This is a genomic window from Streptomyces sp. NPDC059875 (assembly GCF_042731085.1).
Classification (GTDB): domain Bacteria; phylum Actinomycetota; class Actinomycetes; order Streptomycetales; family Streptomycetaceae; genus Streptomyces.
The window spans coordinates 91,144-116,462 of record NZ_JBHWJZ010000016.1; the positions used below are offsets into that span (position 1 = coordinate 91,144).

Below are 25,319 nucleotides of genomic sequence, written 5' to 3' on the forward strand. Positions count from 1 at the left end.
GACGCTGAGTCAGTAACCGACGGCGAAGTGGCGTTCCTCGCCCGGGTTCTCCAGCTCGTCGACGGCGGCGATCGCGAGGTCCTCCGCCGAGATCCGGGACGAGCCGTCCGCCGCCACCACGAGAGTGGTGGCGGCGCGCCGGTATTCGCCGGTCCGGACCCCGGGCTCGAGAAGAGCGGGCGGGCTCAGATAGACCCAGTCGGCGGGATGGGCCCGACAGGCATCCAGTTGCGCGATGCTGGAGGCGGCGATGGCGCGCACGGCCGGGGGCACGTACCGGGGATCGTCGAACACGAGCCCGCCGGACGGGCCGCGCAAGGGCGCGGAACCGCCGATCAGCAGGGCACGGGTCCCGGTCGCGGCAGCGGCGTCCAGCAGGGCCGTCGTGGTCGCGGTGACCGTCTCTTCCGCGCCCGGGGCGGGGCGGGTGGCGCCCACGACGGCGTCGGCGCCGGTGAACAGGCCGGTCATGTGGTCGACATCCAGGACGTCGCCGCGGACGGCGATCACGTTCGCCGGCAGGGAATCCGGTCGTGCGCCGCGGCAGACGGCGGTGACGTGGTGCCCGCGGCCGAGGGCTTCGGAGACGACGCGGGAGCCCGCCATGCCGGTGGCTCCGATGACGGTGATCCTCATCGGGTGATCCTTTCCTTGGTGGACTTCGGGTCCTTGGTGGACTTCGGGTCCTTGGTGAACTTCGGGTCCTTGGTGGACTCCGGGTCTTCGGTGGATTTCTTCTTCGGAGTGATCTGGCCCGCGGCGATCGCGGCGAGGGCGAGTGCGAAACCGACCAGCTGGACCGGGCCGAGCGACTGGCCGAGCAGCACCACGCCCAGCAGGGCGGCCACGATCGGCGAGAGCAGGACGAGGACGGCGACGGAGGTGACCGGCAGGGTGGTGACGCCATGCACCCACAGGACGTACGAGAGCAGACCGCCGATCAGGCCGAGCCAGAGGTAGCCGAGCGCGGCGCTCGCGTCGACGGCGGGTGGCGCGCCCTCGAACAGGAACGTGACCGGCACCAGGAACACGCCTCCCGCGGCGAGCTGCCAGCCCGCGAACGCCGTCGGGCCGACACCCTCCGGCCGTCCCCAGCGTTTCGTGAGCGTCACACCGAGCGCCATCGACGTGGCACCCCCGAGACCCGCCAGGAGCCCGACCGCGTCGAACCCCGCGCCAGGGCCGATGACCACGAGACCGACACCCACCACACCCGCGATCCCCCACGCGAAGCTCCAGGCCGACGGGCTCTGGTGCAGCACCGTCACGGCCAGGACCGCAACGACCAGCGGCTGCGCCGCGCTCAGCGTGGCGGCCACGCCGCCGGGCAGCCGCTCGGCGGCGACGAACAGCAGCGGGAAGAGCACCCCGATGTTGAGCACGCCCAACGCGGCCGCCTTCGGCCACCACGAACCGCGCGGCAGCGTGCGGGTGATCGCCAGCGCGATCAGCCCGGCGGGCAACGCGCGGAGGAGCCCCGCGAACAACGGGTGCCCCGGGGGCAGGAGTTCGGTCGTGACCACGAACGTGGTCCCCCACACCATGGGCGCGGACGCCGTCATGGCGATGCCGGCAAGACCGGCCGGACTCGGTGACGTCAGGAGGTTCTTCACGTGATCAAGACTCGGTGCGCACGATCAATGAGTCCAACACATGTTTGTCACCTGATCCATCGTGATTCAAGATGGATCGATGGAGCTTCAACAGATGCGGTACGTCGTCGCCGTCGCGGAGACGAACAGCTTCACCCGCGCCGCCGAGCGGTGCCTCGTCGTCCAGTCCGCACTCAGCCACCAGATCGCCCGCCTGGAGCGGGAACTGGGCGCCCGGCTCTTCGAACGCACCAGCCGCCGGGTGCGGTTGACGCCGGCCGGCGAGGCGTTCCTGCCGGCCGCCCGGCAGTGCGTCAACGCCGCCGAGCGGGCCGCCGCCGAGGTCGCCTCCGCCGTCGGCGAGATCCGTGGGCGACTTGCCATCGGCGTGATCCCCACCGTCGCGGCGGTCGACGTCCCGGCCGTCCTGCACGCCTATCGCCGGCGGTACCCCCAGGTCCGCATCGCCCTGCGCGTCGGCGCCAGCGAGCACCTCGTCGACCTCGTCAAGGAAGGCGTGCTCGAGATCGCCTTTCTCGGACTGCCCGTGACGGCACGGCCCGAAGGGGTCGGCACCAGACTGCTGGCCCAGGACCGGCTGGTCGCCGTGGTCGGCCCCGGCCATCCGCTCTCCGGGGAGAGCGAGGTCGACCTCGCCCGGCTGTCCTCCGAAGTGTTCGTGGACAAGCCCGCCGGAACGGCCGGACGCGTCCAGTCCGACCAGGCGTTCGCCGCGGCCGGTGTCCCACGCGAGGTCGCCTTCGAAGTGACCGACGCCGGCTTCATGACGAGGCTCATCCACCAGAACCTCTGCATCGCCCTGCTTCCGTCACAGTACGCGGCGCACCTCACGGGCGTGGTCACGGTCCCGGTGCGGGACGCCCCCGCCCGGAACGAGCACCTGATCTGGAACGGCTTCTGCCTCACCCCCGCGGCGACGGCCTTCCTCGCGGAGCTGGACCTCCAGGGGGATCCGGCCCCCTGACCGGGGCGCCGCGACAGGTTCCCGCACAGTGGGAACAGGGGCTCCGGGAAACATCCCCGCCACGCCTAGCCTCCCCGCATGCTCACACCCCACGCGCTCCGGAGCGCCGCCGGCCTGCTGGCTCGGGCCGAGCGGGCGCGGCGGCCCGTCGAGCCGCTGGTCGCGGCGTTCCCAGGGATCGGCGTCGAGGACGCCTATCGCGTCCAGCTGCTCAACATCCGCGCCCGCCAGGACGCCGGCGCCACCGTCGTCGGCCACAAGGTCGGTCTCTCCTCGCCGGTCATGCGGCGCATGATGGGCGTCGACGAGCCCGACTACGGCCACCTCCTCGACGACATGGAGCTCCGCTCCCGGGAGCCCGTACCGGTCGACCGCTACTGCGCGCCCCGTATCGAGGTCGAGACCGGTTTCGTCCTCGGCGCCGACCTCCCCGGCGAGACCTGCACCCCCGCCGACGTCCTTGCCGCCACCGAACGCGTCGTCCCCGCCCTCGAGTTGATCGACAGCCGCATCGCCGACTGGCGCATCACCATCGCGGACACGATCGCCGACAACGCCTCCTCCGCCGGGTTCGTCACCGGCGAGGGGCGCGGCCCCGCCGAGCTCGACCTCAAGGGCATCGACGTCGTCCTGTACGAGGACGGGGTCCGCACCGCCGAAGGACGCAGCGACGCCGTCCTCGGCGACCCGGCCGCCTCCGTCGCCTGGCTCGCCCGGACCGTCGCCCGCTTCGGCGTCGAGCTGAGGAAGGGCCACCTCCTCCTGCCCGGGTCCTGCACCCGCGCCGTCGACGTCGCTCCCGGGCGTACGTACACCGCCGAGTTCACCGGGCTCGGTTCCGTCTCCCTCTCCTTCTGCTGAGGCACGATGACCACCCTCACCGCCGCCATCGTCGGCTCCGGCAACATCGGCACCGACCTCCTCCACAAGCTCCTGCGCTCACCCCACATCGAGCCCCGCTGGATGATCGGCGTCGACCCGGAGAGCGAAGGACTCGCCCGGGCCCGCCGGCTCGGGCTCGAAGCGATCGACAGCGGAGTCGACGGGCTCCTCGGGCGCTCCGAGCTCCCCGACCTCGTCTTCGAAGCGACCTCGGCGTACGTCCACCGCGCCAACGCGCCCCGCTACCGCGAACTCGGCATCAAGGCCATCGACCTGACCCCCGCGGCCCTCGGACCCGCCGTGGTCCCGCCCGCCAACCTCACCGCGCACCTCGACGCCGACAACGTCAACATGATCACCTGCGGCGGCCAGGCCACCATCCCCATGGTGCACGCCGTCTCCCGCGTCGTCCCCGTCCCCTACGCCGAGATCGTGGCGTCCGTCGCCTCCGTCTCCGCAGGGCCCGGCACCCGCGCGAACATCGACGAGTTCACCCGGACGACCTCCCGCGGCATCGAGACCATCGGCGGCGCCGGCCGCGGCAAGGCGATCATCATCCTCAACCCGGCCGACCCACCGGTCGTCATGCGCGACACCGTCTTCTGCGCGATCCCCGAGGACGCCGACCGCGAGGCCGTCGCCGCCTCCGTCAAGCAGGTCGCCGAGGAGGTACGGGAGTACGTCCCCGGCTACCGGCTGCGCGCCGAGCCGCAGTTCGACGACCCCTCCGACGTCAACGGCGGGCCGGCCCGCGTCGGCATCTTCCTGGAGGTCGAGGGCGCCGGCGACTACCTCCCGCCCTACGCAGGAAACCTCGACATCATGACCGCCGCCGCGACCAAGGTCGGCGAGGAGTTCGCCAAAGAGCGCGCCAAGAGGAGCGGGCGATGACGTACGACATCCGGATCACCGACTCCTCGCTGCGCGACGGCTCGCACGCCAAGCGCCACCAGTTCACCGTCGAGGACGTACGGGCGGTCGTCGCCGCCCTCGACGACGCAGGCGTCCCCGTCGTCGAGGTCACCCACGGCGACGGCCTCGGCGGCTCCTCCTTCACGTACGGCTTCTCGAAGACCCCCGAGCAGGAACTCATCAAGGCGGCCGTGGACACGGCGAAGGGCGCGAAGATCGCCTTCCTCATGCTCCCCGGCCTCGGCGTCAAGGACGACATCCGCGCCGCCCACGACAGCGGCGCGCGGATCTGCCGGATCGCCACCCACTGCACCGAGGCCGACATCTCCGTCCAGCACTTCGGGCTCGCCCGGGAGATGGGCCTGGAGACCGTGGGCTTCCTGATGATGGCCCACTCGACGAGCCCCGAGAACCTCGCCCGCCAGGGCCGCATCATGGCCGACGCCGGCTGCCAGTGCGTGTACGTCGTGGACTCCGCGGGCGCCCTCGTCATGGACGGGACCGCCGACCGGGTCGCCGCCCTCGTCGCCGAACTCGGCGACGACGCCCAGGTCGGCTTCCACGGCCACGAGAACCTCGCCCTCGGCACCGGGAACTCGATCGCCGCCATCAAGGCCGGCGCCCGCCAGATCGACGGCTCCACCCGCCGCCTCGGCGCGGGCGCCGGCAACACACCCGTGGAGGCCCTGGTCGCCGTCTGCCACACGATGGGCATTCGCACCGGCATCGACGTACTGAAGATCATCGACGCGGCCGAGGACGTCGTCCGGCCCGTCATGGACGAGGAGTGCCGGCTCGACCGGCTCGCCCTGCTCATGGGGCACGCCGGGGTGTACTCCAGCTTCCTCAAGCACGCCTACCGGCAGGCCGAGCGCTACGGCGTCTCCGGCGCCGAGATCCTGCTGCGCGCCGGGGAGCGCCGGCTCGTCGGCGGCCAGGAGGACCAGCTCATCGACATCGCCGTCGAACTCTCCCAGGAAAGCCCGTCTCAGAGCTCCCGCCCGAGCTCCCGTCGGAAGGAGAACGCACGATGACCGCACGCGATCACGGAGCCCGCGTCATCGAGGCCGCACCCCTGCCCACCCGCTTCGCCCGCGGCTGGCACTGCCTCGGCCTCGCCGAGCAGTTCAAGGACGGGCAGCCGCACGAGATCGAGGCCTTCGGCACGAAGCTCGTCGTCTTCCAGGGCGAGGACGACCGGCAACTGCACGTCCTCAACGCCTACTGCCCCCACATGGGCGGCAACCTCGCCCACGGCACGGTGAAGGGCGACGCCGTCGCCTGCCCCTTCCACGACTGGCGCTGGGCCGGGAACGGGCGGTGCGCCGGCATCCCGTACGCCCGCCGCGTCCCGCCCCGGGCCAGGACCCGCGCCTGGACCACCCTGGAACGCAACAAGCAGCTCTTCGTCTGGCACGACCCCGAGGGCAACCCGCCGCCGCCCTCCGTCACCATCCCGGAGATCGAGGGGCTCGACAGCGGCGAGTGGTCCGACTGGTCCTGGAAGACCGCTCGCGTCGACGGCTCCAACTGCCGGGAGATCGTCGACAACATCGTGGACATGGCGCACTTCTACTACGTGCACTACGCCTTCCCGACCCGCTTCACCAACGTCTTCGAGGGGCACATCGCCGGCCAGTACCTGGAGTCCACCCCGCGCCAGGACATGGACCTCGGCAACCTCAGCGCCCCGCTGCGCTCCGACGCCTCCTACTACGGTCCGTCCTACATGATCGACCGGGTCTGGTCGGACATCGGCGGAGGCGTCGAGATGGAGTCCGTCCTGATCAACTGCCACTACCCCATCGACTCCGACAGCTTCGTGCTGCTCTACGGCACGATCGTGAGGAAGCTGCCGGGCATGAGCGACGAACAGGCCGCAGAGGCCGCCGAGTTGTTCACCTCCGGCCTGGCCGTCGGCTTCGAGCAGGACATCGAGGTCTGGCGGAACAAGACCCGGATCGACAACCCGCTGCTGAGCGAGGAGGACGGCCCGGTCTACCAACTGAGGCGCTGGTACGAGCAGTTCTACGTCGACGTGGGCGACGTCAAGGACGAGATGGTCGAGCGGTTCGAGTTCGAGATCGACACCACCCGGGCCAACGAGGCGTGGGAGGCCGAGGTCGCCGAGAACCTGGCAAGGCGCGCACGGTGATGCGCCCGGTGGAGTGCGGCACCTGCGGGAACAAGGTGCTGTGCGAGAAGTTCAGCCCGGCCCACACGTCCGTGCAGTGGTCGGGCCCGTCGGCGGCCGTGTGCCCGACCATCGGGGCCCGGGTCGCGGCGGGTGAGCCGGCCGGCCGGGTCCGTGCCTGCGCCGAGCTGCGCAGGTCGATCGAGGCGGCGGTGGCGAGCGGCGCACTGGAGGTGACCGGTGCCGGCCACCCGTAGCGCCCGGGGCCTTCGCGTCAGGGTCGCCGAGGTGATCCCCGAGACCACGGACGCCGTCTCCCTCGTCCTCGACGCGTCCTTCCCGTACCGGCCCGGCCAGTTCCTGACCGTGCGCCTGCCCGGCGGTGGCGCCCGCTGCTACTCGCTCGCCAGTTCACCGGACACCGGCGAGGCTCCGAAGATCACGGTCAAGAAGGTCCCGGGCGGGCGCGGCTCCGGCTGGCTGTGCGAACAGGTGGTGGCCGGGGACGAGTTGGAGGTGCTGCCCCCGGCGGGGACCTTCACCCCGGCCGTCCCGGGCCGGGACCTGCTGCTGGTCGCCGGCGGCAGCGGCATCACCCCCGTCATCGCGCTCGCCAAGTCGGCGCTGGTGGCGGGGGAGGGGCGGGTCGCGCTGCTCTACGCCAACCGCGACCAGTCCTCCGTCATCTTCCGCGACGAACTGCGCGAGCTGGCCGAGGACTTCGCCGGCCGCTTCGCCCTCGCCCACTGGCTGGAGTCCCTCCAGGGCCTGCCCACCGCCGAACTGCTCGCACCCGCGCTCGCCCCGTACGCCGCCCGGGACGCCTACCTCTGCGGCCCCGCGCCGCTGATGGACGCGGCGGAGGCGGCCGTACGGTCGGCGGGTGGCCGATCCGTCCACCGCGAGCGGTACTTCTCGCTGACCGGCGACGTCTTCACCCGCGAGGAGACGGCCGAAGGCGAGCATGCGTATACGGCCGAGGTCCGTCTCGACGGAGTCACCCATCGGGTGACCGGCGGGCCGGCCACCCCGCTCCTCGACGCCCTCCTCGCGGCCGGGGTCGACGCCCCGTACTCCTGCCGCGAAGGGGCCTGCGCCGCATGCGCCTGCCGGATCACGGCGGGCGAGGTGAAGATGGGCCGCAACGAGGTCCTGGACGCCGACGATCTGGCCGAGGGCTATGTGCTCGCGTGCCAGGCGGTACCGCTCGGCGAGCGGGTGGACGTGACGTACGAGTGAGGGCCGCACACGCCGTCCTCACATCGGGCGCATGAAGTTAACGTCCGGAAAATTGAAGGGAGTTGGGCTTCCAGGCCCTGCTCTACGCGCGTCATCATCAGGGCATGAGAATCCCCCCACGAATCTCGGTCATCGGCGGCGCCGCCGCCCTCGTCTCGACCCTCCTCCTCGGCGCCCCGGCCGGCGCGGCCGTCGCTCCGACGGCTCCGGTGGCGGCCGCTTCCGCCTTCTCGGCCGCCGCAGTCGGCGAGATCTGCTACTCCGACCTCCCCTCCCAGGCCCACGACACCCTCCGCCTGATCGAGCAGGGCGGCCCGTTCCCGTACCGCCAGGACGGCAGCGTCTTCCAGAACCGCGAGGGCATCCTCCCGGCCCACTCGACGGGCTACTACCACGAGTACACGGTCAAGACCCCGGGCAGCACCACGCGGGGCGCGCGCCGGATCGTGACCGGTGAGTCGTACCAGGAGGACTACTACACCGCCGACCACTACGCCTCGTTCGACCTCGTCGACCACGGCTGCTGACCGCCCGACTCCCACCAGCCCCCGGTCCGCGGCCGGTCCCCCCACGTCAGCCGGCCGCGGACCGGGCAGGATGGTGCCCATGACACTCGACGCGTTGGGGAAGCCGGTCCACGGCTGGGACTTTCTGGGCTTCAACCGGGCGGCGCCCGAAGACCTCCTGATCCGGCTGCTCGACATCGATCCGGGCTTCCTGTGGCGGGAAGACCTGCCGTCGGCCGTCCTCGACGCAGCGGTCGTCCACCCGGACCCGCACGTACGCGGCCGGGTCGTGGAGGCGAGGCACGAGTTGACCGTGGACCAGTGGGGACGACTGCTCCGGGCGGAGACGAGCGGCGCGCGGCGGGCTCTGTTCATGGAGAGAGCCGTGCAGGCGCGTGTGACGCTGCCCGCCGCGGAGTACGAGGCGCTCGCCGCCGACGACTCCCCCCTCGCCCGGGCCGAGGCCGCCCAGCTGCCCGGACTGCCCGAGCCCCTGCTCCACGCTCTCGTCGGCGACCCCGTTCCCGCCGTCCGGGCCGCCGCGTGCGCCCCCGCCTGGCCCCACCTCTCCCCGCCCGTACGGGAGGGGCTGCTCACGGACCCCGACGAGCACGTCCGCACAGCCGCTCAGCTCCGTCACCACCAGGAACACCCTGTGGACGAGGTCGGTTTCGAGCGGCTCGGCGGCACGGACGGCAAGGCTCTGGACTCCTGCCGCCTGACGCCCGAACTGTCCGCCCGGCTGGCTGTCCACGAGGACAGGGACGTCCGGGAGAGGCTCGCGGAAAACCCCCGCCTCGATCCGGCGGCCGTCGCCGTCCTCGCGGAGGACGAGGACGAGTGGATTCGGCACGCCGTCGCCGTCCGGGCCGACCTGACCGAGGAGCAGCGGGCCGCCGTACGCGTCACCTTCGAACCGAACGACGGGCGCCCCATGGTCCTGCCCTGGGTCGCCGCACTCCACGACGACCCGGAGGCCATGCGCCGGCTCGCCGCGTCCAGCCATCCGTACGTACGCAGCAGCGTCGCCCGCGCCCGGCACCTGCTGCCCGATGTCGTCGAACGGCTCGCCCACGACGAGGACCGGGTCGTGCGGCTCTTCCTCGCCGAGTCCTGCGACGACGCGCCGCCGGAGATGCTGCTGGAGGTCTGGCACTGGTGGACCGGCAGCTTCACCTTCCCCGGCCGGCCGCGCACCCACCCGAACTTCCCGCGCTCCGGCCTGCTCCGCCACGCCACCGACCCGAATCCGAGGCTGCGCCGACTCGCCCTGGGCGACCCGGAGTCCACGCCCGAACTGGTCGAGGAGTTCAGCCGGGACGAGGCGGAGGAGGTCCGGCAGGACGCGGCGCAGGACCCGCGACTCACCCCCGCCGCGGCCGTCCGCCTGCTCGACGACCCGGAGGAATCGGTGCGGGTCCGCGCGGCCCGGAACCCCGCCCTCCCTCAGGACGTCCTGCTGCGGCTGCTGCGGGACAGGAGGACCGCACATGACGCGGCGACGAACCCCGCCCTGCCCGTACCGGTGATGCACCGCATGGCCGACCTGCTGGCCGAGTTGGTGGCCGAGGCCGCGGCGGGGACGGCGGCTACATCCACTCGCTGAACCGCAGCCACCCCATCATCGCGTCCATCTCCCCTTCCGAGACCCGGGTCTTGGGGGCGTCGGCAGCCGGCCGTGTCGGGGCCGTCGTCCGCCCCGGCCCGAACAGGTCCCCCCACACCCCCCGCGTGCACGCCCGTACGGCCGGTGCCAGGCGGTCCAGTTCGCGGTGGATGCCGTGGCCCGAGACCGAGACCGCGGCGATCGCCCGGCCCGCGCCGCGCAGCGGGGCGGCCACGCAGGAGACGCCCCGGAAGGTCTCCTCGCGGTCGAAGGCGACGCCCCGCTCCCGGGTCGCCGCCAGCTCGGAGCGGAGGGCCACCGGGTTGACCAGGGTCCGCGGGGTGAGCGGGCGCAGCCGCCCCGACAGGAGGGAGGTGAGCACGGCCGGGTCGCCGAAGGCGAGCAGCGCCTTGCCCGCGGCCGTGGAGTGCGCGGGCATCCTGCCGCCCGTGCGGGAGGGGACCGTGGAGTCCTCCGAGCCGCCGATCCGCTCCAGGCAGACGACCTCGGTGCCGTCGAGGACGTACAGATGGACCAGGTGTCCCGTCGACTCGTGGAGTGCGTGGAGGCGGGGGAGCGCCGCCCGGCGCAGCCGGTTGTGGTGCGCGGCGAGCGCGCCGAGTTCCAGCATCCGCATGCCCATGCGGTAGTCCCGGCCCTCGCGGTCCAGCCAGCGCAGCTGGACGAGCTGGTCGAGGATGCGGTGGGCCGAGGAGCGCGGGATGCCGGAGCGGCGGATCACCTCGGTGAGCGAGAGCCTCGGCTCGGTCCCCTCGAAGGCCGCGAGCACGCGGGCGGCCTTCTCCAGGAGGGAGGGAGGGGCCAACGGGGCCGGTGCGCCGACGAGCTCAGCGGTCATGGTCGTCTCCCGTGTTTCCGTGAGGTTGCGCCGACCCTGCCACGGGGTCCCGGCCCGGGGGAAGACAGCTGCGCCTCCTATTTCTAATAGGTACATGCGGGGTCCTTCGTGATGCGGCGCAGCCGTCCATCCGGCTGTAACTCCTCGGCCACCCTCGACTGCGAGGCTCACGTCCGAACGAAAGTTGTCTGTACAACTTGGAGATCCTCTGATGGTGTCACTCGCCTCCGCACCGCCCGTCTGGCTGCGCGACAACTGCCCGTGCCCGGACTGCCGCGACCCCCGCAACGGCCAGAAGCTGTTCCAGATCACCGAACTTCCCGCCGCGCTCGCCGTCGACGCCGTCCACGACACCCGCACCCCGGACGGCTCCCCGGCACGCGAGGTGGTCTGGGCCCCGGACGGACACCGGTCCGTCTACCCCGAGTCCTGGCTGGGCGCCCACCTCCCCGGCGCCCCCGCCGCCCCCGGCGACGGCCGCACCGAGGACGACAAGGAGGTGTGGGCCGCCGAGCGGTTCGCCGACGGGCTCCCCGAGGCCGAGTGGGACGCGTACACCGCCGACCCCGCGATCCGCGCCGCCGCTCTCGACTCCGTCCTGCGCCTCGGCTTCGTCCTGCTGCGCGGAGTCCCCGTCCGCGACCGCCAGGTCCTCGACGTGGCCCGTACCTTCGGATACGTCCGCGAGACCAATTACGGCGAGCTCTTCGAGGTCCGCGTCGAGGCGGACCCCAACAACCTCGCCTTCACCGGCGCCCGCATCACCCCGCACACCGACAACCCCTACCGCGACCCCGTCCCCACCCTCCAGCTGCTCCACTGCCTCACCAACGCGGCCCAGGGCGGCGACTCCGGCCTCGTGGACGGCTTCCACGCGGCGGCCCTGCTGCGGGCCGAGTCCCCGGAGGCGTACGAGATCCTCACCCGGGTCCCCGTCCCCTTCGCCTTCGCCGACGAGCACACCGAACTCCGCGCCCACCGGCCGCTGATCGGCACCGACCCGGCCGGCCGGATCCGCGAGATCCGCTTCAACAACCGTTCCATCGGCACCCTGCGGCTGCCCGCCGACCTCCTCGACGCCTTCTACGCCGCCTACCGGCGCTTCGGCGAGCTGCTGCTGCGCCCCGAGCTCCAGCTCGACTTCCGGCTCGCCCCCGGCGACTGCCTGATCTTCGACAACACCCGGCTGCTGCACGCCCGGACGGCCTTCGCCGAGTCCGGTGACCGCCACCTCCAGGGCGCCTACGCCGACATCGACGGCCTCGCCTCCACGCTGGCCGTACTCCGCCGAGAGGAGAGCAGCAAGTGAACCCGCTCGACACCCTCGCCGGCCTCTTCGAGGGCGAAGGCAGCGCCGAGTACTTCGGCGAGGCCGTCACCCAGGCCGAGCACATGCTCCAGGCCGGCGCCCTCGCCGAGGCCGCGGGCGCCCCGCCGCACCTGATCGCCGCCGCGCTCCTGCACGACGTCGGCCACTTCCACGGCGCGGTGACCGGCCGCGACCTGATGGAGCACGGCACCGACAACCGGCACAGTCACACCGGCGCCGACTGGCTCGACCAGTGGTTGGGACCGGAAGTCACCGAGCCCGTACGGCTGCACGTCGCCGCCAAGCGCTACCTCTGCGCCGTCGAGCCCGGCTACTTCGACCTGCTCTCCGAGGCGTCGGTGCACACCCTCGCCGTCCAGGGCGGGCCGATGACCGAGGCCCAGGTACGCGCCTTCGAGGCGCACCCGGGGGCCGCCGACGCCGTCGCCGTACGCCGCTGGGACGACCAGGCGAAGGACCCGGACATGGACACCCCCGGCTTCGCGCACTTCCGGCCCCTGCTGGCCGGGCTGCTCCGCCCCGAGGCCCAGGGCCTGTCCAGCGGATCAGGGTCGGACAGGCCCTGGCCCGGCGCGTGACGACGTGCCCCGCGCATGACCGAACCCGGGGTCCCCGACCCCGGGTTCACGCGTCCGTCCTGCGGCCTACGAGCCGAGCCGGCGCCCCAGCGCGCTCGTCGCCGTCGAGCTCTGCATCGTGAACGCCACCGTCCCCGGCAGATAGCGGTCCTGCGACCACTCCACCGGGGTCCCCGCCGGGTCGGTGGAGTGCCGTCGCTCCCGCAGCAGCGACTCCCCGGCCCGACAGCCGAGCAGCTCCGCGTCGTCGGCGTCGGCCGGCACCAGGTCGATGGTGTGCCGGGCGTCGGCGAACAGCACGCCGTGCAGCTCCAGTTGCTCCGAGTGCGAGACCGTGTCCAGCGGCATCCCGGCCACCAGCTCCCCGATCCGCTCCGGATACGTCGTCCGCTCCACCATCACCGGGCTGCCCGCGAGCGTCCGCAGCCGCCGCACCCGGTAGACCGGCGCGCCCTCGGCCACGCGCAGCTTCTCGGCCTCCTCCGCGTCCGCCGGCACCCGGTCGACCGCCACGATCCGGCCGCCGGGCTCCTCGCCGAGCGAGCGCGCCCAGCGGGTGAACGAACGCAGTTCGCCGAAACTGTGCAGCCGCGGCCCGCCGAGGACCACCCGGCGCGAACCGCGCCGCGAGGTGATCAGACCGTCCGTCCGCAGCGCGGCCAGCGCCTGGCGGACCGTGCCTCTGGACACGCCGTAGCGGCGGGCCAGTTCGTCCTCCGCGGGCAGCTTCGCCCCGGAGCCGTACTCGCCCGCCGTGATGGCGGTCCGCAGATCGGCGGCGACCTTCAGATACAGCGGCGTCCTGGCCCGTTCCTCACTCACACGCCCACCCTGTCATGCGCTCCGCTCACCCGACCAGGGAGTTCAGCAGCTCGGGGTCGACCTCGGTCAACGAGCCCGCCAGCGTGACGCCTTCGGTCCCGGCGAAGTCCACGAGCGACTCCGTCGACGGCACGGCGAGCACCCGGCAGCCCGCGGCGACGGCCGAGGTGACCCCCGTCGGGCTGTCCTCGACCGCCACGCACCGCGAGGGCTCGGCGCCCAGCGCCACCGCCGCCGCGAGATAGGGGTCGGGCTCCGGCTTCGTCCGTACGGTGTCCTCGGCGCCGAACAGCGCGTCGAACCGGTGCCCGTCCAGGGTGCTCGCCACCTGGTCGACGACCGCCCGCGGCGAGGCCGAGACGAGCGCCGTCGGCACCCGGCGCTCGCGCAGCGCGGCGAGCAGCCGCAGCGCGCCCGGCCGGGGCGCCGCGGCCACCGCCAGCCGGGCGGCGAAGTCCGCGCCCAGCTCGGCGGCGAGCTCGGCCGCCGGCGCGTCCAGGTAGGCGTGCAGCAATGCGGCCGAGTCCTCGACCGACCGTCCCGTCACCGCCGTACGGCGCTCGGCGTCCAGGGCACGGCCCCGGCGCGCGGCCGCCGACTCCACGACGTCCAGCCAGACGCCCTCGGTGTCGACGAGCGTCCCGTCCATGTCGAAGAGGACCGCCTGCAGCCGGGTCACCGGGCACCGCCCGCGGAGGCGAGCATGACGGGCCGCTGCCGGGGCCGTACGGTCACGGCCGTGCCGGGCGTCAGCGCGGCGGCGGCGTGCGTCGGCACGTCCGCCTTGACGTCCGTACCGTCCGGCAGCGCGATGCGGACCCGGGTGGTGGGGCCGTGGAACGCGGTGGCGGTGACGTGCGCCGTACCGCCCTCCTCGATCTCCAGGGCCTCGGGGCGGACGAGCACGGTGACCGGGCCGGAGCCGGCCGGTCCCTCGACCGGCAGCCGCACCCCGAGGACGTCCACCGAGCCGTCGGCGTCGGCCTGGCCGGGCATCCGGTTCATCGTGCCGATGAACTCCGCGACGAAGTCCGTCGCGGGACGCTCGTACAGCTCCGTCGGCGAGGCGCACTGCTCCAGCCTGCCGCCGTTCATCACCGCGACCCGGTCGGCCATCGACAGCGCCTCCTCCTGGTCGTGGGTGACGAAGACGGTGGTGATGCCGAGCTCCAGCTGGAGCCGGCGGATCTCCTCCCGCAGCGTCACCCGCACTCGCGCGTCGAGCGCCGACAGCGGTTCGTCGAGCAGCAGCAGCCGGGGCCGGAGTGCGAGCGCGCGGGCCAGCGCGACCCGCTGCTGCTGACCGCCGGAGAGCTGGTGCGGGTAGCGGTCGCCGTGGCCGGCCAGACCGACGAGTTCGAGCAGTTCGGCGGCGCGCGCCCGCCGCTCGGCGGCCCGGACCTTGCGCATCCGCAGCCCGAAGGCCACGTTGTCGGCGGCCGTGAGGTGGGGGAAGAGGCTGTACGACTGGAACACCATCGCCGTGTCACGGCGGTCGGCGGGCACCGGCACGATGTCCTCGCCGTCGAGCAGCACCTGGCCGGCGTCCGGCCGCTCGAAGCCGGCCAGCACGCGCAGCGCGGTCGTCTTGCCGCAGCCGGACGGGCCGAGCAGCGCGAGGAGTTCGCCGGGGGCGACGTCGAGATCGAGGCCGTCGAGGGCGACGGCGGAGCCGAAGGACCGGCGCAGGCCACGGATCCGGAGAGCGGCGCCGGTGCGTACCGGCTGGTCGAGCACGGTCATCGGGAGGTCTTTCCTTCGGAAGTACGGGAAGAGCGCGGCGTACGACGGCGGTTGCCCACGGTCGTCAGGGCCAGCAGCAGCACCCAGGTCAGCAGCAGGCTCAGCAGCGACACGGCCACCGAGAGCCGGGCGTCGGAGCCGGACGCCTGCACGATCCACACCGCGAAGGGCTGGAAGCCGAGGAGCGAGGCGACCGTGAACTCGCCGAGCACCAGCGCGAGCGTCAGGAACGAGGCGTTCAGCAGGGCGCCCCGCAGGTTCGGGAGCACGGCCGACACGATCGCCCGAGGCCAGGACGCGCCGCAGTCCCGCGCGGCCTCCACCAGGGTGCGCACGTCGACGGAGCGCAGCCCCGCGTCGAGCGACCGGTAGACGAACGGCAGCGCCATCACGGCGTACGCGAGGACGAGGACGACGGGGAAGTCCGGGTTCTGGACGGCCACGAACGTCTGGTACAGCGGGGTCGTGGACAGCTTCTCCGGGCCCCAGCGCAGGACGCTGCCGAGCCCGGCGGTCAGCGCCACCGGCGGGACCACCAGCGGCAGCGTGCACACGACCTCGAGGACGGGGCGCAGCCGGGGCGCCGAGAGCCGGGCCGCGACCGCCGCGGGGACGGTGATCAGCAGCACGAGCGCGACGGTCGCCGCCGCGAGCCCCAGCGACAGCAGCAGACTGCCGGTGAAACCGGGCGCGGTGAAGATCCGGGTGTACGAGGAGAGGGTGAGCCCCTGCCCCGGGATGTCCACGGTGAACACGGCGGAGGCGAGCAACGGCACCAGGAAGTAGACCCCGGCGACCAGGAGCACGAGGGGACGTCCTAGGCGAGCCATCGGGTGCTCCTTCGCTGGAGGGGGAGGTGGACCGCCATCACGAGGGCCGCGACCACGACCATGTCGAGGCTCAGCGCGAGGGCCACGTTCTCCTGGCCGACCAGCACGTTGCCGGAGAGCGCGTCCGCGATCTGCAGCGTCACCAGAGGCACGGAGCTGCCGACCATGGCGGCGGCCGTCGCGTAGGCGGCGAACGCGCTGCCGAAGAGGAGCACGAACCCGCCGAGGAGGGACGGCAGAAGGACCGGGAGGCCGACGTGGCGCCAGTACTGCCACGCCGAGGCGCCGCAGTCGCGGGCCGCCTCCCGCCACTGGACGCGCAACCCGTCGAGCGCGGGCGCCACGGTCAGCACCATCAGCGGCACCAGGAAGTACAGATAGGTGAGGGCGAGGCCCCAGAAGCTGTACAGCGACCAGCCGTGGTCGCCGAGGCCAAGGCGCGTGGTGAGGACGCCCGCGTTGCCGAGGGTCGCGACGAAGGCGAAGGCGAGCGGCACGCCGCCGAAGTTGGCGAGCACGCCGGAGGCGGTGAGCACGGCCTCGCGCAGGGCCCGGCCGCGTGAGGAGACGACGGCCTGGGCGAGCAGCAGCCCGAAGAGGGTGCCGACCGCCGCGGTGAGCGCGGACAGCTCGATGCTGCCGAGCAGCGCGGTGCGGTACGCGCCGTCGACCGACCGGGTCACGTTGTCGAGCCCGTACCCGCCGTCGGCGACGGTGAAGGCACCGTCGGCCATGGCGAGCGCGGGCAGCCCGAAGGCGAGCGTGACGACGAGGAAGAGCGGCACCGCGGCGAGCCACCCGCCCGCCCGCGACCGCCGCAGGCGGCGCGCTGCGGGGCCGGCGGGGGCGGGAGCGGGAACCCGGCCCGAGCCCTGGGCCGCGGCGTCGGCTTGGGCAGGGCCCGGGCTCGCCGGGCCCTGGCTCGGAGCCGGGCCGTGATCCGGAGCCTCGCCTTGGGCCGGGACCTGGCCCGGGGGTGCTGCCGAGGTCGTGGCGGAGCCGTCGGTCATGGGGGAACCGGCGGCTCCGGAGGCCGCGGACCCGGCCGGCGCGTCGGCGCCGATCGGGAAGGCCGCGGCTTCGCCCGGGCCCGTCGGGGCCGGGCGCGCGGCGTGCGCGCGAGCGGCCCCGGACGGGGTGGTGGAGGGGTGCTGTGTCATCGACGGGTCACCCGGAGACGGCCGCGGCCCAGCCCTGCGACAGGGTCTCCTTGGCCTTGGACGTCTGCTGCTCGGTGGGGAACTTCGGGGTGCCGGCGACCTTCGGCAGCGCCGCGGCGGCCGCCTTGTCGATCGTGCCGTCCGCCTCCATGGCCGGCATCAGGACGGGCCGGGCGTGGCCCTTCAGCCACAGGTTCTGGCCCTCGGCGCTGTAGAGGTACTCCTGCCACAGCCGGGCGGCCGCCGGGTGCGGGGCGTCCTTGTTGATCGCCTGCGAGTAGAACTGGGCGTAGACGCCGTCCGTGGGCACGGCGACCTTCCAGTCGACGCCCTTGGACGCGAACTGCTCCGCGTACCCGGAGTTCAGGTAGTCCCAGTCGATGGAGATGGGCGTCTCGCCCTTCTCGACCGTGGCCGGGGTCGACTCGACCGGGTTGTAGTTGCCGTTCTTCTTCAGCTTGCCGAAGAAGTCGATGCCCGGCTGGATGTCGTCGAACGAGCCGCCGTTCGCCAGCGCCGCCGCGTACACGCCGCCGAAGGCCGAGCCCGACTTGGTCGGGTTGCCGTTGAGGGCGACCTGGCCCTTGTACTCGGGCTTGAGCAGGTCGGCGAAGGTCTGCGGGCAGACCTTGACGCGCTTGGCGTCGCAGCCGATGGAGACGTAGCCGCCGTAGTCGTTGAACCAGCGGCCCTGCGCGTCGCGCTGCGTCTCGGGGATCTTGTCGAAGGCGGCGACCTTGTACGGAGCGGTCAGGCCCTGCTCGCCGGCGGCCTGCGCGAAGGAGGCGCCGAGGTCGAGCACGTCGGGGGCGCGGTCCTGGCCCTTGCGGGACTTGACCGCGTTGATCTCGTCCTGGCTGGAGCCGTCGGGGTTCTCGACGCTCACCTTGATGCCGTACTTCGCGGTGAAGCCGTCGATGAGCGCGCCGTAGTTCGCCCAGTCGCGGGGGATGGCGATCGCGTTGAGCGTGCCCTCCTTCTTCGCGGCGGCGACCAGGGCGTCCATGCCCCCGGCGTCGGCGGCGGAGGCCGCGGTGGCGATGTTCTTCCCGTCGGCGCCTGCGGCGCCCTTCGTGGGAGCGGCGCCGCAGGCGGTGAGGGTCAGGGCGGTCAGACCGAGGGCGCCGAGAAGAGCGGCGGCGCGGGCAGGGGAGGTCACGCGTACTCCATGGGGGAAGGGGAGCGGGGCCAAGCTGTATGAACAACTGTTGTCCATACAACTCCTGCATTACGGGGGGCCACTGTGTCTCCCCGGTGAACGCGGGGCGAAGCGCGCCCTGCGATTCCCCGGCGGATCGGGTTACCCGTGAGTTCGCTTCGTCCCGTCCGCCCCCCGTCCGCGTCCTCCGCCCCCGCCGGCCGCCGGTTCCCGCTCAGCGGGAACCCCCTATGCCGTTCCGGAACACCGCGGGCGTACGGTCCAGCCACTCCCGATTCCCTCCGAGAGAGGACACGCGATGAGCGACGCCACCGGAGCCGTCCTCGAGGCCGTCCGCGCCCTCGCCCCCGCCCTGCGCGAGCGGGCCGCCGAGGCCGAGGCCGCCCGCAAGGTCCCCGAGGACTCCGTCAAGGAGCTCGCCGCGACCGGATTCTTCAAGCTGCTCCAGCCCCGCGCGTACGGGGGCCTCGCCGCCGACCCCGTCACCTTCTACACCGCCGTCAAGGAGATCGCGAAGGCCTGCGGCTCCACCGGCTGGGTCGCCTCCGTCGTCGGCGTCCACCCCTGGCACGTCGCCCTCTACGAGCCGAAGGCCCAGGAGGAGGTGTGGGGCGCCGACCCCGACACCCGGATCTGCTCCTCGTACGCCCCCACCGGCAGCGTCACCGTCGTCGACGGGGGATTCACCCTCACCGGCCGCTGGCACTTCTCCTCCGGCTGCGACCACACCGACTGGGCGCTCCTCGGCGGCCTCGTCACCGACGCCGGCGGCCGCCCCGTCGACATGCGCACCTTCCTCGTCCCGCGCACCGCGTACCGCGTCGACGAGGTCTGGGACACCGTCGGCCTGCGCGGCTCCGGCTCCAACGACATCGTCTGCGAGGACGTCTTCGTCCCCGAGCACCGCGCGCTGAGCTTCGGGCCGGTCACCGCCCTCGACGCGCCCGGCCTCGCCGCCCACCCCGAGCCGCTCTACCGGCTCCCGTACGCCTCCGTGTTCACCACCACCATCTCCACGCCGATCGTCGGCATCGCCGAGGGCGCGTACGAGGGCCACCTCGCCGCCACCCGCGAACGGTTCCGTGTCTCCTACGGACAGCAGGTCGCCGAGGACCCCTTCGCCCAGGTCCGCATCGCCCGCGCCGCCGCCGACATCGACGCCTCCTGGCTCCAGCTCACCCGGAACATGGCCGAGCTGTACGAACTGGCAAGCGCCGGCGCGCCGTTGACGATGGAGCTACGGGCCCGCGCCCGCCGCGACCAGGTCATCGCCACCGAACGCGCCGTCGCCGCTGTCGACCTGCTCATGGAGAACGCCGGCGGCAGCGCCATGCGCACGGGCGCCAACCGCGTCCAGCGCGCCTGGCGCGACGTCCACACCGGCCGTGGCCACGCCGCCAACGACCCCGAGCGGGCCCTCGTCCTCTACGGTCAGGCCGCCCTCGGCCTCGACATCCAGGACACGATGCTGTGACCGCCGCCGCGACCGCCCTCACCTACGAGAGCACCTCCCGGACCGTGAAGGCCGCCGACCTCACCCTGCACTTCCACGAGGCCGGACCGGCGGACGCGCCCGCGGTCGTGATGCTCCACGGCGGCGGGCCCGGAGCCTCGGCCTGGTCCAACTTCGGCGCCAACCTGCCCGTCTTCGCCGAGCACTTCCGCACGCTCCTGATCGACCAGCCCTGCTTCGGCCGCTCCGACAAGACGGAGCCGGACCGCGACTACTTCTCCTTCAGCGCCCGTGCCGTCGTCGCGCTGATGGACGAACTCGGCCTGGAGAAAGCTCATTTCATCGGCAACTCGCTCGGCGGAGGCACCGCGACACGGCTCGCCCTCGACCACCCGGGCAAGGTCGACAGGCTGCTGCTCATGGGCCCCGGCGGGATCTCCGTCAACCTCTTCTCGCCCGACCCCACCGAGGGCATCAAGCGGCTCCTCGCCTTCAACGCCTCGCCCGCCCCGAGCCGTGAGCAGATGCGGGAGTTCCTGCTCACCATGGCGTACGACCCCGCGATCGTCACCGACGCCTTCGTGGAGGAGCGGTACGCCCAGGCCACCGACCCCCAGGCCCGGCTCGGCACCGCCCGGATGGCCGCCGCGTTCGCCACCTGGCCGCAGGAGTCGCAGCTCTGGCGCGAGGGCCACCGCATCACCCGGCCCACCCTGCTCACCTGGGGCCGCGAGGACCGCACCAACCCGCTCGACGGCGCGCTCGTCGCCCTGCGCACCATCCCCGACGCCCGGCTGCACGTCTTCCCGCACTGCGGCCACTGGGCGCAGGTCGAACGGTTCGACGAGTTCAACCGCCTGGCCCTCGACTTCTTCACGCACTAGGAGCACGGCTCATGGACATCCGCTCGCTCGGCTACCTCCGCATCGAGACCACCACGCTCGCCGACTGGCGCGCCTACACCCTCGACATCCTCGGCATGGCCGAGGCCCAGGGCTCCACGGACTCCGTCCTGCACGTCCGGATCGACGACCGGATCCGTCGCCTCTCCTTCGTCGCCGGCGCGCACGACCGGCTGCTCGCCGCCGGCTTCGAGCTCCCGAACGCCCGCGCGCTCACCGAGGCCGCCGAAGAACTCGAAGCGTCCGGCTTCCCGGTCAAGCACGCCGAGGACGCGACCCTCGCCGAGCGCCGCGTCCAGGGCCTCATCCACGTCGACGACCCGGCCGGCAACCCCCTGGAGCTCTACTGGGGCCAGGCCCAGGACCACACACCGCTCCCCGCCCGGTACGGCAACCGCTTCGTCACCACCGCGCCCTCCGGCCAGGACCTCGGCCTCGGCCATGTCGTGCTTCCCGCACCGAACATGGACGAGACCGTCGCCTTCTACGAGCACCTGCTCGGCTTCCAGCTCCGCGACCGGATGAAGCTGCCGCCCGTCGCCGTCCCCACCGGCGACCCCGGCCAGGATTTCTACTGGATGAACTTCCTCAGCCCGGGTGCCCGCCACCACAGCCTCGGCCTCTACCCCGGCGCCCTGCCGCCCGGCATCGTCCACTTCATGGTCGAGACCGACTCGCTCGACGCCGTCGGCCACTGCCTCGACCGGACGAACGCGGCCGGCATCCCCATCGCGTCCACCCTCGGCCGCCACTCCAACGACCGCATGGTCTCCTTCTACGCCCAGGCGCCCGGCGGCTTCCAGGTCGAGTACGGCTGGGACGGACTCGTCGTCGACGCGGAGACCTGGACCACGAAGGAGATCACCTCCGACAGCCTCTGGGGCCATCAGTGGAACGGCTGATGAAGCACGTCCTCGGCCACTTCGCCAGCGGCATCACGGTGGTCGCCGCGCTGGACCCGGCCGGCCGGCCCGTGGGCCTGGCCGTGCAGTCCTTCGCCTCCCTCTCCCTCGAACCGCCGCTCGTCCTGCTCTGCGTGGCGAAGACCTCCACCAGCTGGCCCGGCGTCCGGGCCGCCGGCCGCTTCGGGATCTCCGTCCTCGCCGAGGACCAGCGCGAGGTGTGCGCGGCCCTCGGCCGCAGCGGCCCCGACAAGTTCGCCGGAGTCCACTGGACCACGACCGAGGACGGCGCCGTCCACATCGACGGCGCCCTCGCCACCCTCGACTGCGCGGTCCACGCCGTCCACGAGGCCGGCGACCACCTCGTCGTCACCGCCCGCGTCCTGGCCCTCGACGCCCGCGAGGACGGCGCACCGCTCCTCTACTTCCGCAGCGACTACGCGACAGGGGTGTTCGGATGAGCCCAGAGCCTCCGCACGAGTACGACGTCGTCGTGGTGGGCTCCGGCGCCGCCGGGTTCGCCGCCGCGATCACCGCCCGGCTGCGCGGTCTGACCGCCCTCGTCGTCGAGAAGACCGACCTCTACGGCGGCTCCACCGCCCTGTCCGGCGGCGCGATCTGGGTCCCCGGGAACCTCCATCTCGACGAGGCCGCGCTGGGCGACACGTACGAGAAGGCCCGGGCCTATCTCGACGCGACCGTGGGCGACCGGGTCCCGGACGCCCGCAAGGACGCGTACCTCGCTCACGGGCCGCGCATGGTGCGGGAGTTCCACGACCGGACCCATGTGCGCTTCATGTACACCCCCGGCTACGCCGACTACTTTCCCGAGGCCCTCGGCGGGATGGCCCAGGGCCGCTCGGTCGAGCCGCGGATCATGGACCTGAAGCGGCTCGGCCCGCTCGCGGCGACCATGCGCCGGGCCGGCCTGCCGACGTACGGGCTGACCATGACCTCGTACGACTTCCGCTTCCTGAACATGGTCGCCCGCACCTGGGCGGGTCGGCGGGCCTCCGTCCGGGTCGGCGCGCGGGCGGTCGGCGCGTTGCTCACGGGGCGGACGCTGCTTTCCCTGGGCGAGGCGTTGATCGCCCGTATGCGCCTCTCCCTCCACGAACTCGGCGGCGAGCTGTGGCTGAACGCCCGCCTCGCCGGGCTCGTCGTCGAGGACGGCCGGGTGGCCGGAGTGGAGCTCGCGGACGGGCGGACCGTACGGGCGCGGGGCGGGGTCGTCCTCGCCTCCGGTGGCTTCTCGCACGACCAGGAGCTGCGCGAGAAGCATCTGCCGGCGCCCACGTCGACGGACTGGACGCATGCCTCGGAAGGACAGACGGGCGACTCCCTGCGGATCGCAGGGGAGTTGGGCGCGGCGACGGATCTGCTGGACAAGGTGTGGGGCGCGCCCTCGGTCTGCCCACCCGGGGAGAAGCCGTTCTTCCTCGTCGCGGACCGGGGCATCCCGGGGATGGTGATCGTGAACGCGGCGGGGGAGCGGTACGCCAACGAGGCGGCGCCGTACCACGCGTTCGTCGACCGCATGTACGCCTGCGACCGGCCGGAGGCGACGACGGTGCCGTCCTGGCTGATCCTCGACGCCCGCTCCAAGGCGCGGTACATCTTCGCGGGGCTGTTCCCCGGGCAGCCGTTCCCGAAGCGGTGGGAGGGCTTCGTGGTCCGGGCCCCGACGGTCGCCGAACTGGCGCACCGGATCGGGACCCCGGGCCTGGAGGCCACCGTCACCCGCTTCAACGGCTTCGCGGCGAAGGGCAAGGACGAGGACTTCGGGCGCGGGGACTCGGTCTACGACCGCTATTACGGCGACCCGACGCTGCCGAACCCGAACCTGGCGCCGCTGGACAAGGGCCCCTTCTACGCGGTGCCGGTGCACCCCGGCGACATCGGCACCAAGGGCGGTCCGGTGACGGACGGCGACGCGCGGGTGCTGCGGGAGGACGGCACCGCGATCACCGGTCTCTACGCGGCCGGCAACTGCTCGGCGGCCGTGATGGGGGAGACGTATCCGGGGCCGGGCGCCACGATCGGACCGGCGATGGCCTTCGCCTGGGCGGCGGTCAACGACATCGCGGCGTCGTCCACTCGAGCCGGGTCCTGACCCGGGGGTCCTCGATGTACTCGACGGCGGCGAGCGCGGTGTCGCGTGCGGTCCCCTCGTCGTCCCGTTCCGCGAGAATCCACGCCAGCACCTCGACGGCGCGCGGATCCTGACGCATCGCCAGCCCGCGCGCCGCCTCGGCGACGACGTCCGGATCCTCGTCGTCCAGCCGGGCCGCGAGCGCCTCGCGGAGTACGGGGGTGTCCTCGGGCACCTCCGCGAGCGCGAGCGTCGCCCAGTCGCGTACGCCGTGGTCGTGATCGCGGCTCAGCGCGACCAGCGTCTCCACGGCCCCCGCGTCCCCGGCGGGCACGGGCCCGGTGAGCGCACACCCGAGCGCCCTCCGCACCTCCACATCGGGATGCGACGCGAACGCCACCATCTCGGGCAGCGCGACGGATTCCCCGTACTGCCCGAGCGCGACCACGACGGAGAGCGCGGGCTCACGCGCAGGGGCGACCCGGGTCGAGGCGTCCTGGCCGGGCACGGCAGCCGCAGGGTTCGCCGCCACGCCGGGGACGCCGCCCGGGGGGTCTCCCGCCGGGCCGCCGGGCTCGAGGTGCGACGAACCCGGCGCCTGCCCGGCCCTCGGCACGCCCGGCCCGGCGGACCCCGGCCCGCCGGGCCATGTCTCCGCCGCCAGACGGCGCAGCACCGGCACGGCCTGGGCTGTGAACCCGTCGAGGCCGCCCAGGACGCGTGCGCCGAGCGCCCGCCGCAGGGGCTCCTCGCTCGCGCACCATGCGGTGGCCGTCCGGAAGGTCTCCTCGTCGCCGCGGTCGGCGAGGGTGCGGACCGCCGTGCTCCAGTCGTCCAGGTCCGGGTCCCCGCAGCGCAGGGCCCGCTCGGCGAGCTCCTCGGGCGGCGTGCGGTCGCCCCGTGCGCGCTCCAGGAGCGTGGCGATCGCCGCGTGGCCGGTCTGCTGCTCGTTGCCGCTGCTCGGGGCGCCGTCCGCGCGCAGCAGCTCGACGACGACGGTCACCCCGCCGTCCTCGTGCACGCGGCGCACCACGGTCTCGCCGGACCCGTCGCCCCCGCTCGTCTCGAGGAGACCGCGCCGCAGCTCCTCCGCGATGTCGACGCCGATCCAGCGCCGCGCCTCGCGCAGCGCGTCCTCGACCGGCCCCGCGCCGTACTCGATCAGCGCCCGCACGCTCGCGGTCGAGCCGCGACGCGCCGCCGCCACCAGCGGCGGGAGCCCGTCGGGACCCGGCCGGCCCGGGTCGGCGCCGTGTTCCAGAAGGATCCGCACCGTCTCCGCGTGACCGAGCCGCACGGCCCAGTCGAGGGCCGTGAACCCGTACGCCTCCGCCTGGTCGGCCCGCGCCCCGCCGGCCAGCAGCGCCCGTACCACCTCGGCGTGCCCGCCACACGCAGCCCCGCACAGCGGCAGGTCCCCCGCCTCTTCGCCGCTGCCCCGCGCGGGATCGGCGCCCGTCGCGAGCAGCAGCCGGACGATCCCTGCCTCGTTCGCGAGGGCCGCCCGGTACAGCGGGGTCTCCCCTTCGTCGTCGGCCTCGGGTGACACCCCGGCCCGGAGGGCGCGCACGACGGCGTCCTCCCCCTCGTGAATCGCGTCGAACAACGTGCTCATCCACCGACCTTCACCCGC

At 73.2% G+C, this 25,319-nt stretch carries 26 protein-coding genes; 16 read left to right on the forward strand and 10 right to left on the reverse strand.

Translation table 11 applies throughout. From position 1 onward, the window contains the following. Positions 1 to 9 precede the first annotated feature (9 nt). Together ACFV9D_RS20760 and ACFV9D_RS20765 are read right to left on the reverse strand one after the other, a co-directional pair. Positions 10 to 636, reverse strand: coding sequence for an NAD(P)-dependent oxidoreductase (locus ACFV9D_RS20760; protein WP_385147963.1), 627 nt, complete (start codon positions 634 to 636; stop codon positions 10 to 12). Next, positions 633 to 1,562: an EamA family transporter gene (locus ACFV9D_RS20765; RefSeq protein ID WP_385148197.1), complete on the reverse strand. Its 930-nt coding sequence runs from the start codon at positions 1,560 to 1,562 to the stop codon at positions 633 to 635. Before ACFV9D_RS20765 ends, ACFV9D_RS20760 begins: the two co-directional genes overlap by 4 nt. A gap of 130 nt (positions 1,563 to 1,692) precedes the next feature. On the opposite strand from ACFV9D_RS20765, the gene ACFV9D_RS20770 reads away from it, so the two are divergent. From ACFV9D_RS20770 to ACFV9D_RS20810, 9 genes are all read left to right on the forward strand, one after another. Next, positions 1,693 to 2,577 carry a LysR family transcriptional regulator gene (locus ACFV9D_RS20770; protein WP_385147966.1) on the forward strand — a complete coding sequence of 295 codons (885 nt, stop codon included), beginning with the start codon at positions 1,693 to 1,695 and terminating at the stop codon, positions 2,575 to 2,577. A gap of 78 nt (positions 2,578 to 2,655) precedes the next feature. Further along, complete coding sequence (locus tag ACFV9D_RS20775; RefSeq protein WP_385147969.1) at positions 2,656 to 3,438, forward strand: 2-keto-4-pentenoate hydratase; 783 nt, start codon at positions 2,656 to 2,658, stop codon at positions 3,436 to 3,438. Between the two features lie 6 nt (positions 3,439 to 3,444). Next, positions 3,445 to 4,350: an acetaldehyde dehydrogenase (acetylating) gene (locus ACFV9D_RS20780; RefSeq protein ID WP_385147972.1), complete on the forward strand. Its 906-nt coding sequence runs from the start codon at positions 3,445 to 3,447 to the stop codon at positions 4,348 to 4,350. Further along, positions 4,347 to 5,405 (forward strand): 4-hydroxy-2-oxovalerate aldolase, encoded by a 1,059-nt coding sequence (gene dmpG, locus ACFV9D_RS20785; protein WP_385147975.1) that lies wholly within the window; start codon positions 4,347 to 4,349, stop codon positions 5,403 to 5,405. Before ACFV9D_RS20780 ends, dmpG begins: the two co-directional genes overlap by 4 nt. Next, positions 5,402 to 6,526: a Rieske 2Fe-2S domain-containing protein gene (locus ACFV9D_RS20790; protein ID WP_385147977.1), complete on the forward strand. Its 1,125-nt coding sequence runs from the start codon at positions 5,402 to 5,404 to the stop codon at positions 6,524 to 6,526. The genes dmpG and ACFV9D_RS20790 overlap by 4 nt, the downstream gene beginning before the upstream one ends. Then, complete coding sequence (locus tag ACFV9D_RS20795; RefSeq protein WP_385147980.1) at positions 6,523 to 6,762, forward strand: hypothetical protein; 240 nt, start codon at positions 6,523 to 6,525, stop codon at positions 6,760 to 6,762. The genes ACFV9D_RS20790 and ACFV9D_RS20795 overlap by 4 nt, the downstream gene beginning before the upstream one ends. Before the next feature lie 31 nt (positions 6,763 to 6,793). Continuing rightward, complete coding sequence (locus tag ACFV9D_RS20800; protein ID WP_385147984.1) at positions 6,794 to 7,744, forward strand: 2Fe-2S iron-sulfur cluster-binding protein; 951 nt, start codon at positions 6,794 to 6,796, stop codon at positions 7,742 to 7,744. Positions 7,745 to 7,848: 104 nt separating this feature from the next. Further along, positions 7,849 to 8,271: a ribonuclease domain-containing protein gene (locus tag ACFV9D_RS20805; RefSeq protein WP_385147988.1), complete on the forward strand. Its 423-nt coding sequence runs from the start codon at positions 7,849 to 7,851 to the stop codon at positions 8,269 to 8,271. Positions 8,272 to 8,350: 79 nt separating this feature from the next. Then, a complete protein-coding gene (locus ACFV9D_RS20810) occupies positions 8,351 to 9,856 on the forward strand; it encodes a PE-PGRS family protein (protein WP_385147991.1) in 1,506 nt (501 codons plus the stop codon). On the opposite strand, the gene ACFV9D_RS20815 is transcribed toward ACFV9D_RS20810, so the two are convergent. Continuing rightward, a complete protein-coding gene (locus tag ACFV9D_RS20815) occupies positions 9,840 to 10,715 on the reverse strand; it encodes an IclR family transcriptional regulator (RefSeq protein WP_385147994.1) in 876 nt (291 codons plus the stop codon). The genes ACFV9D_RS20810 and ACFV9D_RS20815 overlap by 17 nt on opposite strands. A gap of 211 nt (positions 10,716 to 10,926) precedes the next feature. Here ACFV9D_RS20815 and ACFV9D_RS20820 point away from each other — a divergent pair, with 211 nt between their 5' ends. Then, entirely contained in the window at positions 10,927 to 12,024 is a 1,098-nt protein-coding gene (locus ACFV9D_RS20820) for a TauD/TfdA family dioxygenase (RefSeq protein WP_385147997.1), read from the forward strand. After that, a complete protein-coding gene (locus tag ACFV9D_RS20825) occupies positions 12,021 to 12,623 on the forward strand; it encodes a phosphonate degradation HD-domain oxygenase (RefSeq protein ID WP_385148000.1) in 603 nt (200 codons plus the stop codon). The genes ACFV9D_RS20820 and ACFV9D_RS20825 overlap by 4 nt, the downstream gene beginning before the upstream one ends. Positions 12,624 to 12,689: 66 nt before the next feature. Here ACFV9D_RS20825 and ACFV9D_RS20830 read toward each other — a convergent pair whose 3' ends face one another. The 6 genes from ACFV9D_RS20830 to ACFV9D_RS20855 all read right to left on the reverse strand — a co-directional run bounded on the left by ACFV9D_RS20830 (position 12,690) and on the right by ACFV9D_RS20855 (position 18,337). Further along, the gene (locus tag ACFV9D_RS20830) at positions 12,690 to 13,445 is read right to left on the reverse strand and encodes a GntR family transcriptional regulator (RefSeq protein WP_385148003.1); all 756 of its coding nucleotides are present in this window, start codon (positions 13,443 to 13,445) and stop codon (positions 12,690 to 12,692) included. A 25-nt stretch (positions 13,446 to 13,470) separates the two neighbouring features. Beyond that, entirely contained in the window at positions 13,471 to 14,124 is a 654-nt protein-coding gene (locus tag ACFV9D_RS20835; protein ID WP_385148006.1) for an HAD family hydrolase, read from the reverse strand. After that, positions 14,121 to 15,188, reverse strand: coding sequence for an ABC transporter ATP-binding protein (locus tag ACFV9D_RS20840; protein ID WP_385148009.1), 1,068 nt, complete (start codon positions 15,186 to 15,188; stop codon positions 14,121 to 14,123). The genes ACFV9D_RS20835 and ACFV9D_RS20840 overlap by 4 nt, the downstream gene beginning before the upstream one ends. After that, the gene (locus tag ACFV9D_RS20845) at positions 15,185 to 16,018 is read right to left on the reverse strand and encodes an ABC transporter permease (protein ID WP_385148012.1); all 834 of its coding nucleotides are present in this window, start codon (positions 16,016 to 16,018) and stop codon (positions 15,185 to 15,187) included. Before ACFV9D_RS20845 ends, ACFV9D_RS20840 begins: the two co-directional genes overlap by 4 nt. Continuing rightward, complete coding sequence (locus tag ACFV9D_RS20850; protein WP_385148200.1) at positions 16,006 to 17,028, reverse strand: ABC transporter permease; 1,023 nt, start codon at positions 17,026 to 17,028, stop codon at positions 16,006 to 16,008. The genes ACFV9D_RS20845 and ACFV9D_RS20850 overlap by 13 nt, the downstream gene beginning before the upstream one ends. A gap of 157 nt (positions 17,029 to 17,185) precedes the next feature. Beyond that, a complete protein-coding gene (locus ACFV9D_RS20855; protein WP_385148015.1) occupies positions 17,186 to 18,337 on the reverse strand; it encodes an ABC transporter substrate-binding protein in 1,152 nt (383 codons plus the stop codon). A gap of 298 nt (positions 18,338 to 18,635) precedes the next feature. Between ACFV9D_RS20855 and hsaA the strand changes: the two genes are divergently transcribed. The 5 genes from hsaA to ACFV9D_RS20880 are packed head-to-tail and all read left to right on the forward strand — an operon-like array spanning position 18,636 to position 23,707. Continuing rightward, a complete protein-coding gene (gene hsaA / locus ACFV9D_RS20860) occupies positions 18,636 to 19,811 on the forward strand; it encodes a 3-hydroxy-9,10-secoandrosta-1,3,5(10)-triene-9,17-dione monooxygenase oxygenase subunit (RefSeq protein ID WP_385148018.1) in 1,176 nt (391 codons plus the stop codon). Then, entirely contained in the window at positions 19,808 to 20,674 is an 867-nt protein-coding gene (hsaD, locus tag ACFV9D_RS20865; RefSeq protein WP_385148021.1) for a 4,5:9,10-diseco-3-hydroxy-5,9,17-trioxoandrosta-1(10),2-diene-4-oate hydrolase, read from the forward strand. Before hsaA ends, hsaD begins: the two co-directional genes overlap by 4 nt. Before the next feature lie 11 nt (positions 20,675 to 20,685). Next, entirely contained in the window at positions 20,686 to 21,594 is a 909-nt protein-coding gene (locus ACFV9D_RS20870) for a VOC family protein (RefSeq protein WP_385148024.1), read from the forward strand. Then, positions 21,594 to 22,055 (forward strand): flavin reductase family protein, encoded by a 462-nt coding sequence (locus ACFV9D_RS20875; protein WP_385148027.1) that lies wholly within the window; start codon positions 21,594 to 21,596, stop codon positions 22,053 to 22,055. The genes ACFV9D_RS20870 and ACFV9D_RS20875 overlap by 1 nt, the downstream gene beginning before the upstream one ends. Then, a complete protein-coding gene (locus tag ACFV9D_RS20880; RefSeq protein WP_385148030.1) occupies positions 22,052 to 23,707 on the forward strand; it encodes an FAD-dependent oxidoreductase in 1,656 nt (551 codons plus the stop codon). Before ACFV9D_RS20875 ends, ACFV9D_RS20880 begins: the two co-directional genes overlap by 4 nt. Here ACFV9D_RS20880 and ACFV9D_RS20885 read toward each other — a convergent pair. Next, positions 23,667 to 25,301 carry an ankyrin repeat domain-containing protein gene (locus ACFV9D_RS20885; protein WP_385148033.1) on the reverse strand — a complete coding sequence of 545 codons (1,635 nt, stop codon included), beginning with the start codon at positions 25,299 to 25,301 and terminating at the stop codon, positions 23,667 to 23,669. The genes ACFV9D_RS20880 and ACFV9D_RS20885 overlap by 41 nt on opposite strands. Positions 25,302 to 25,319: the final 18 nt, after the last annotated feature.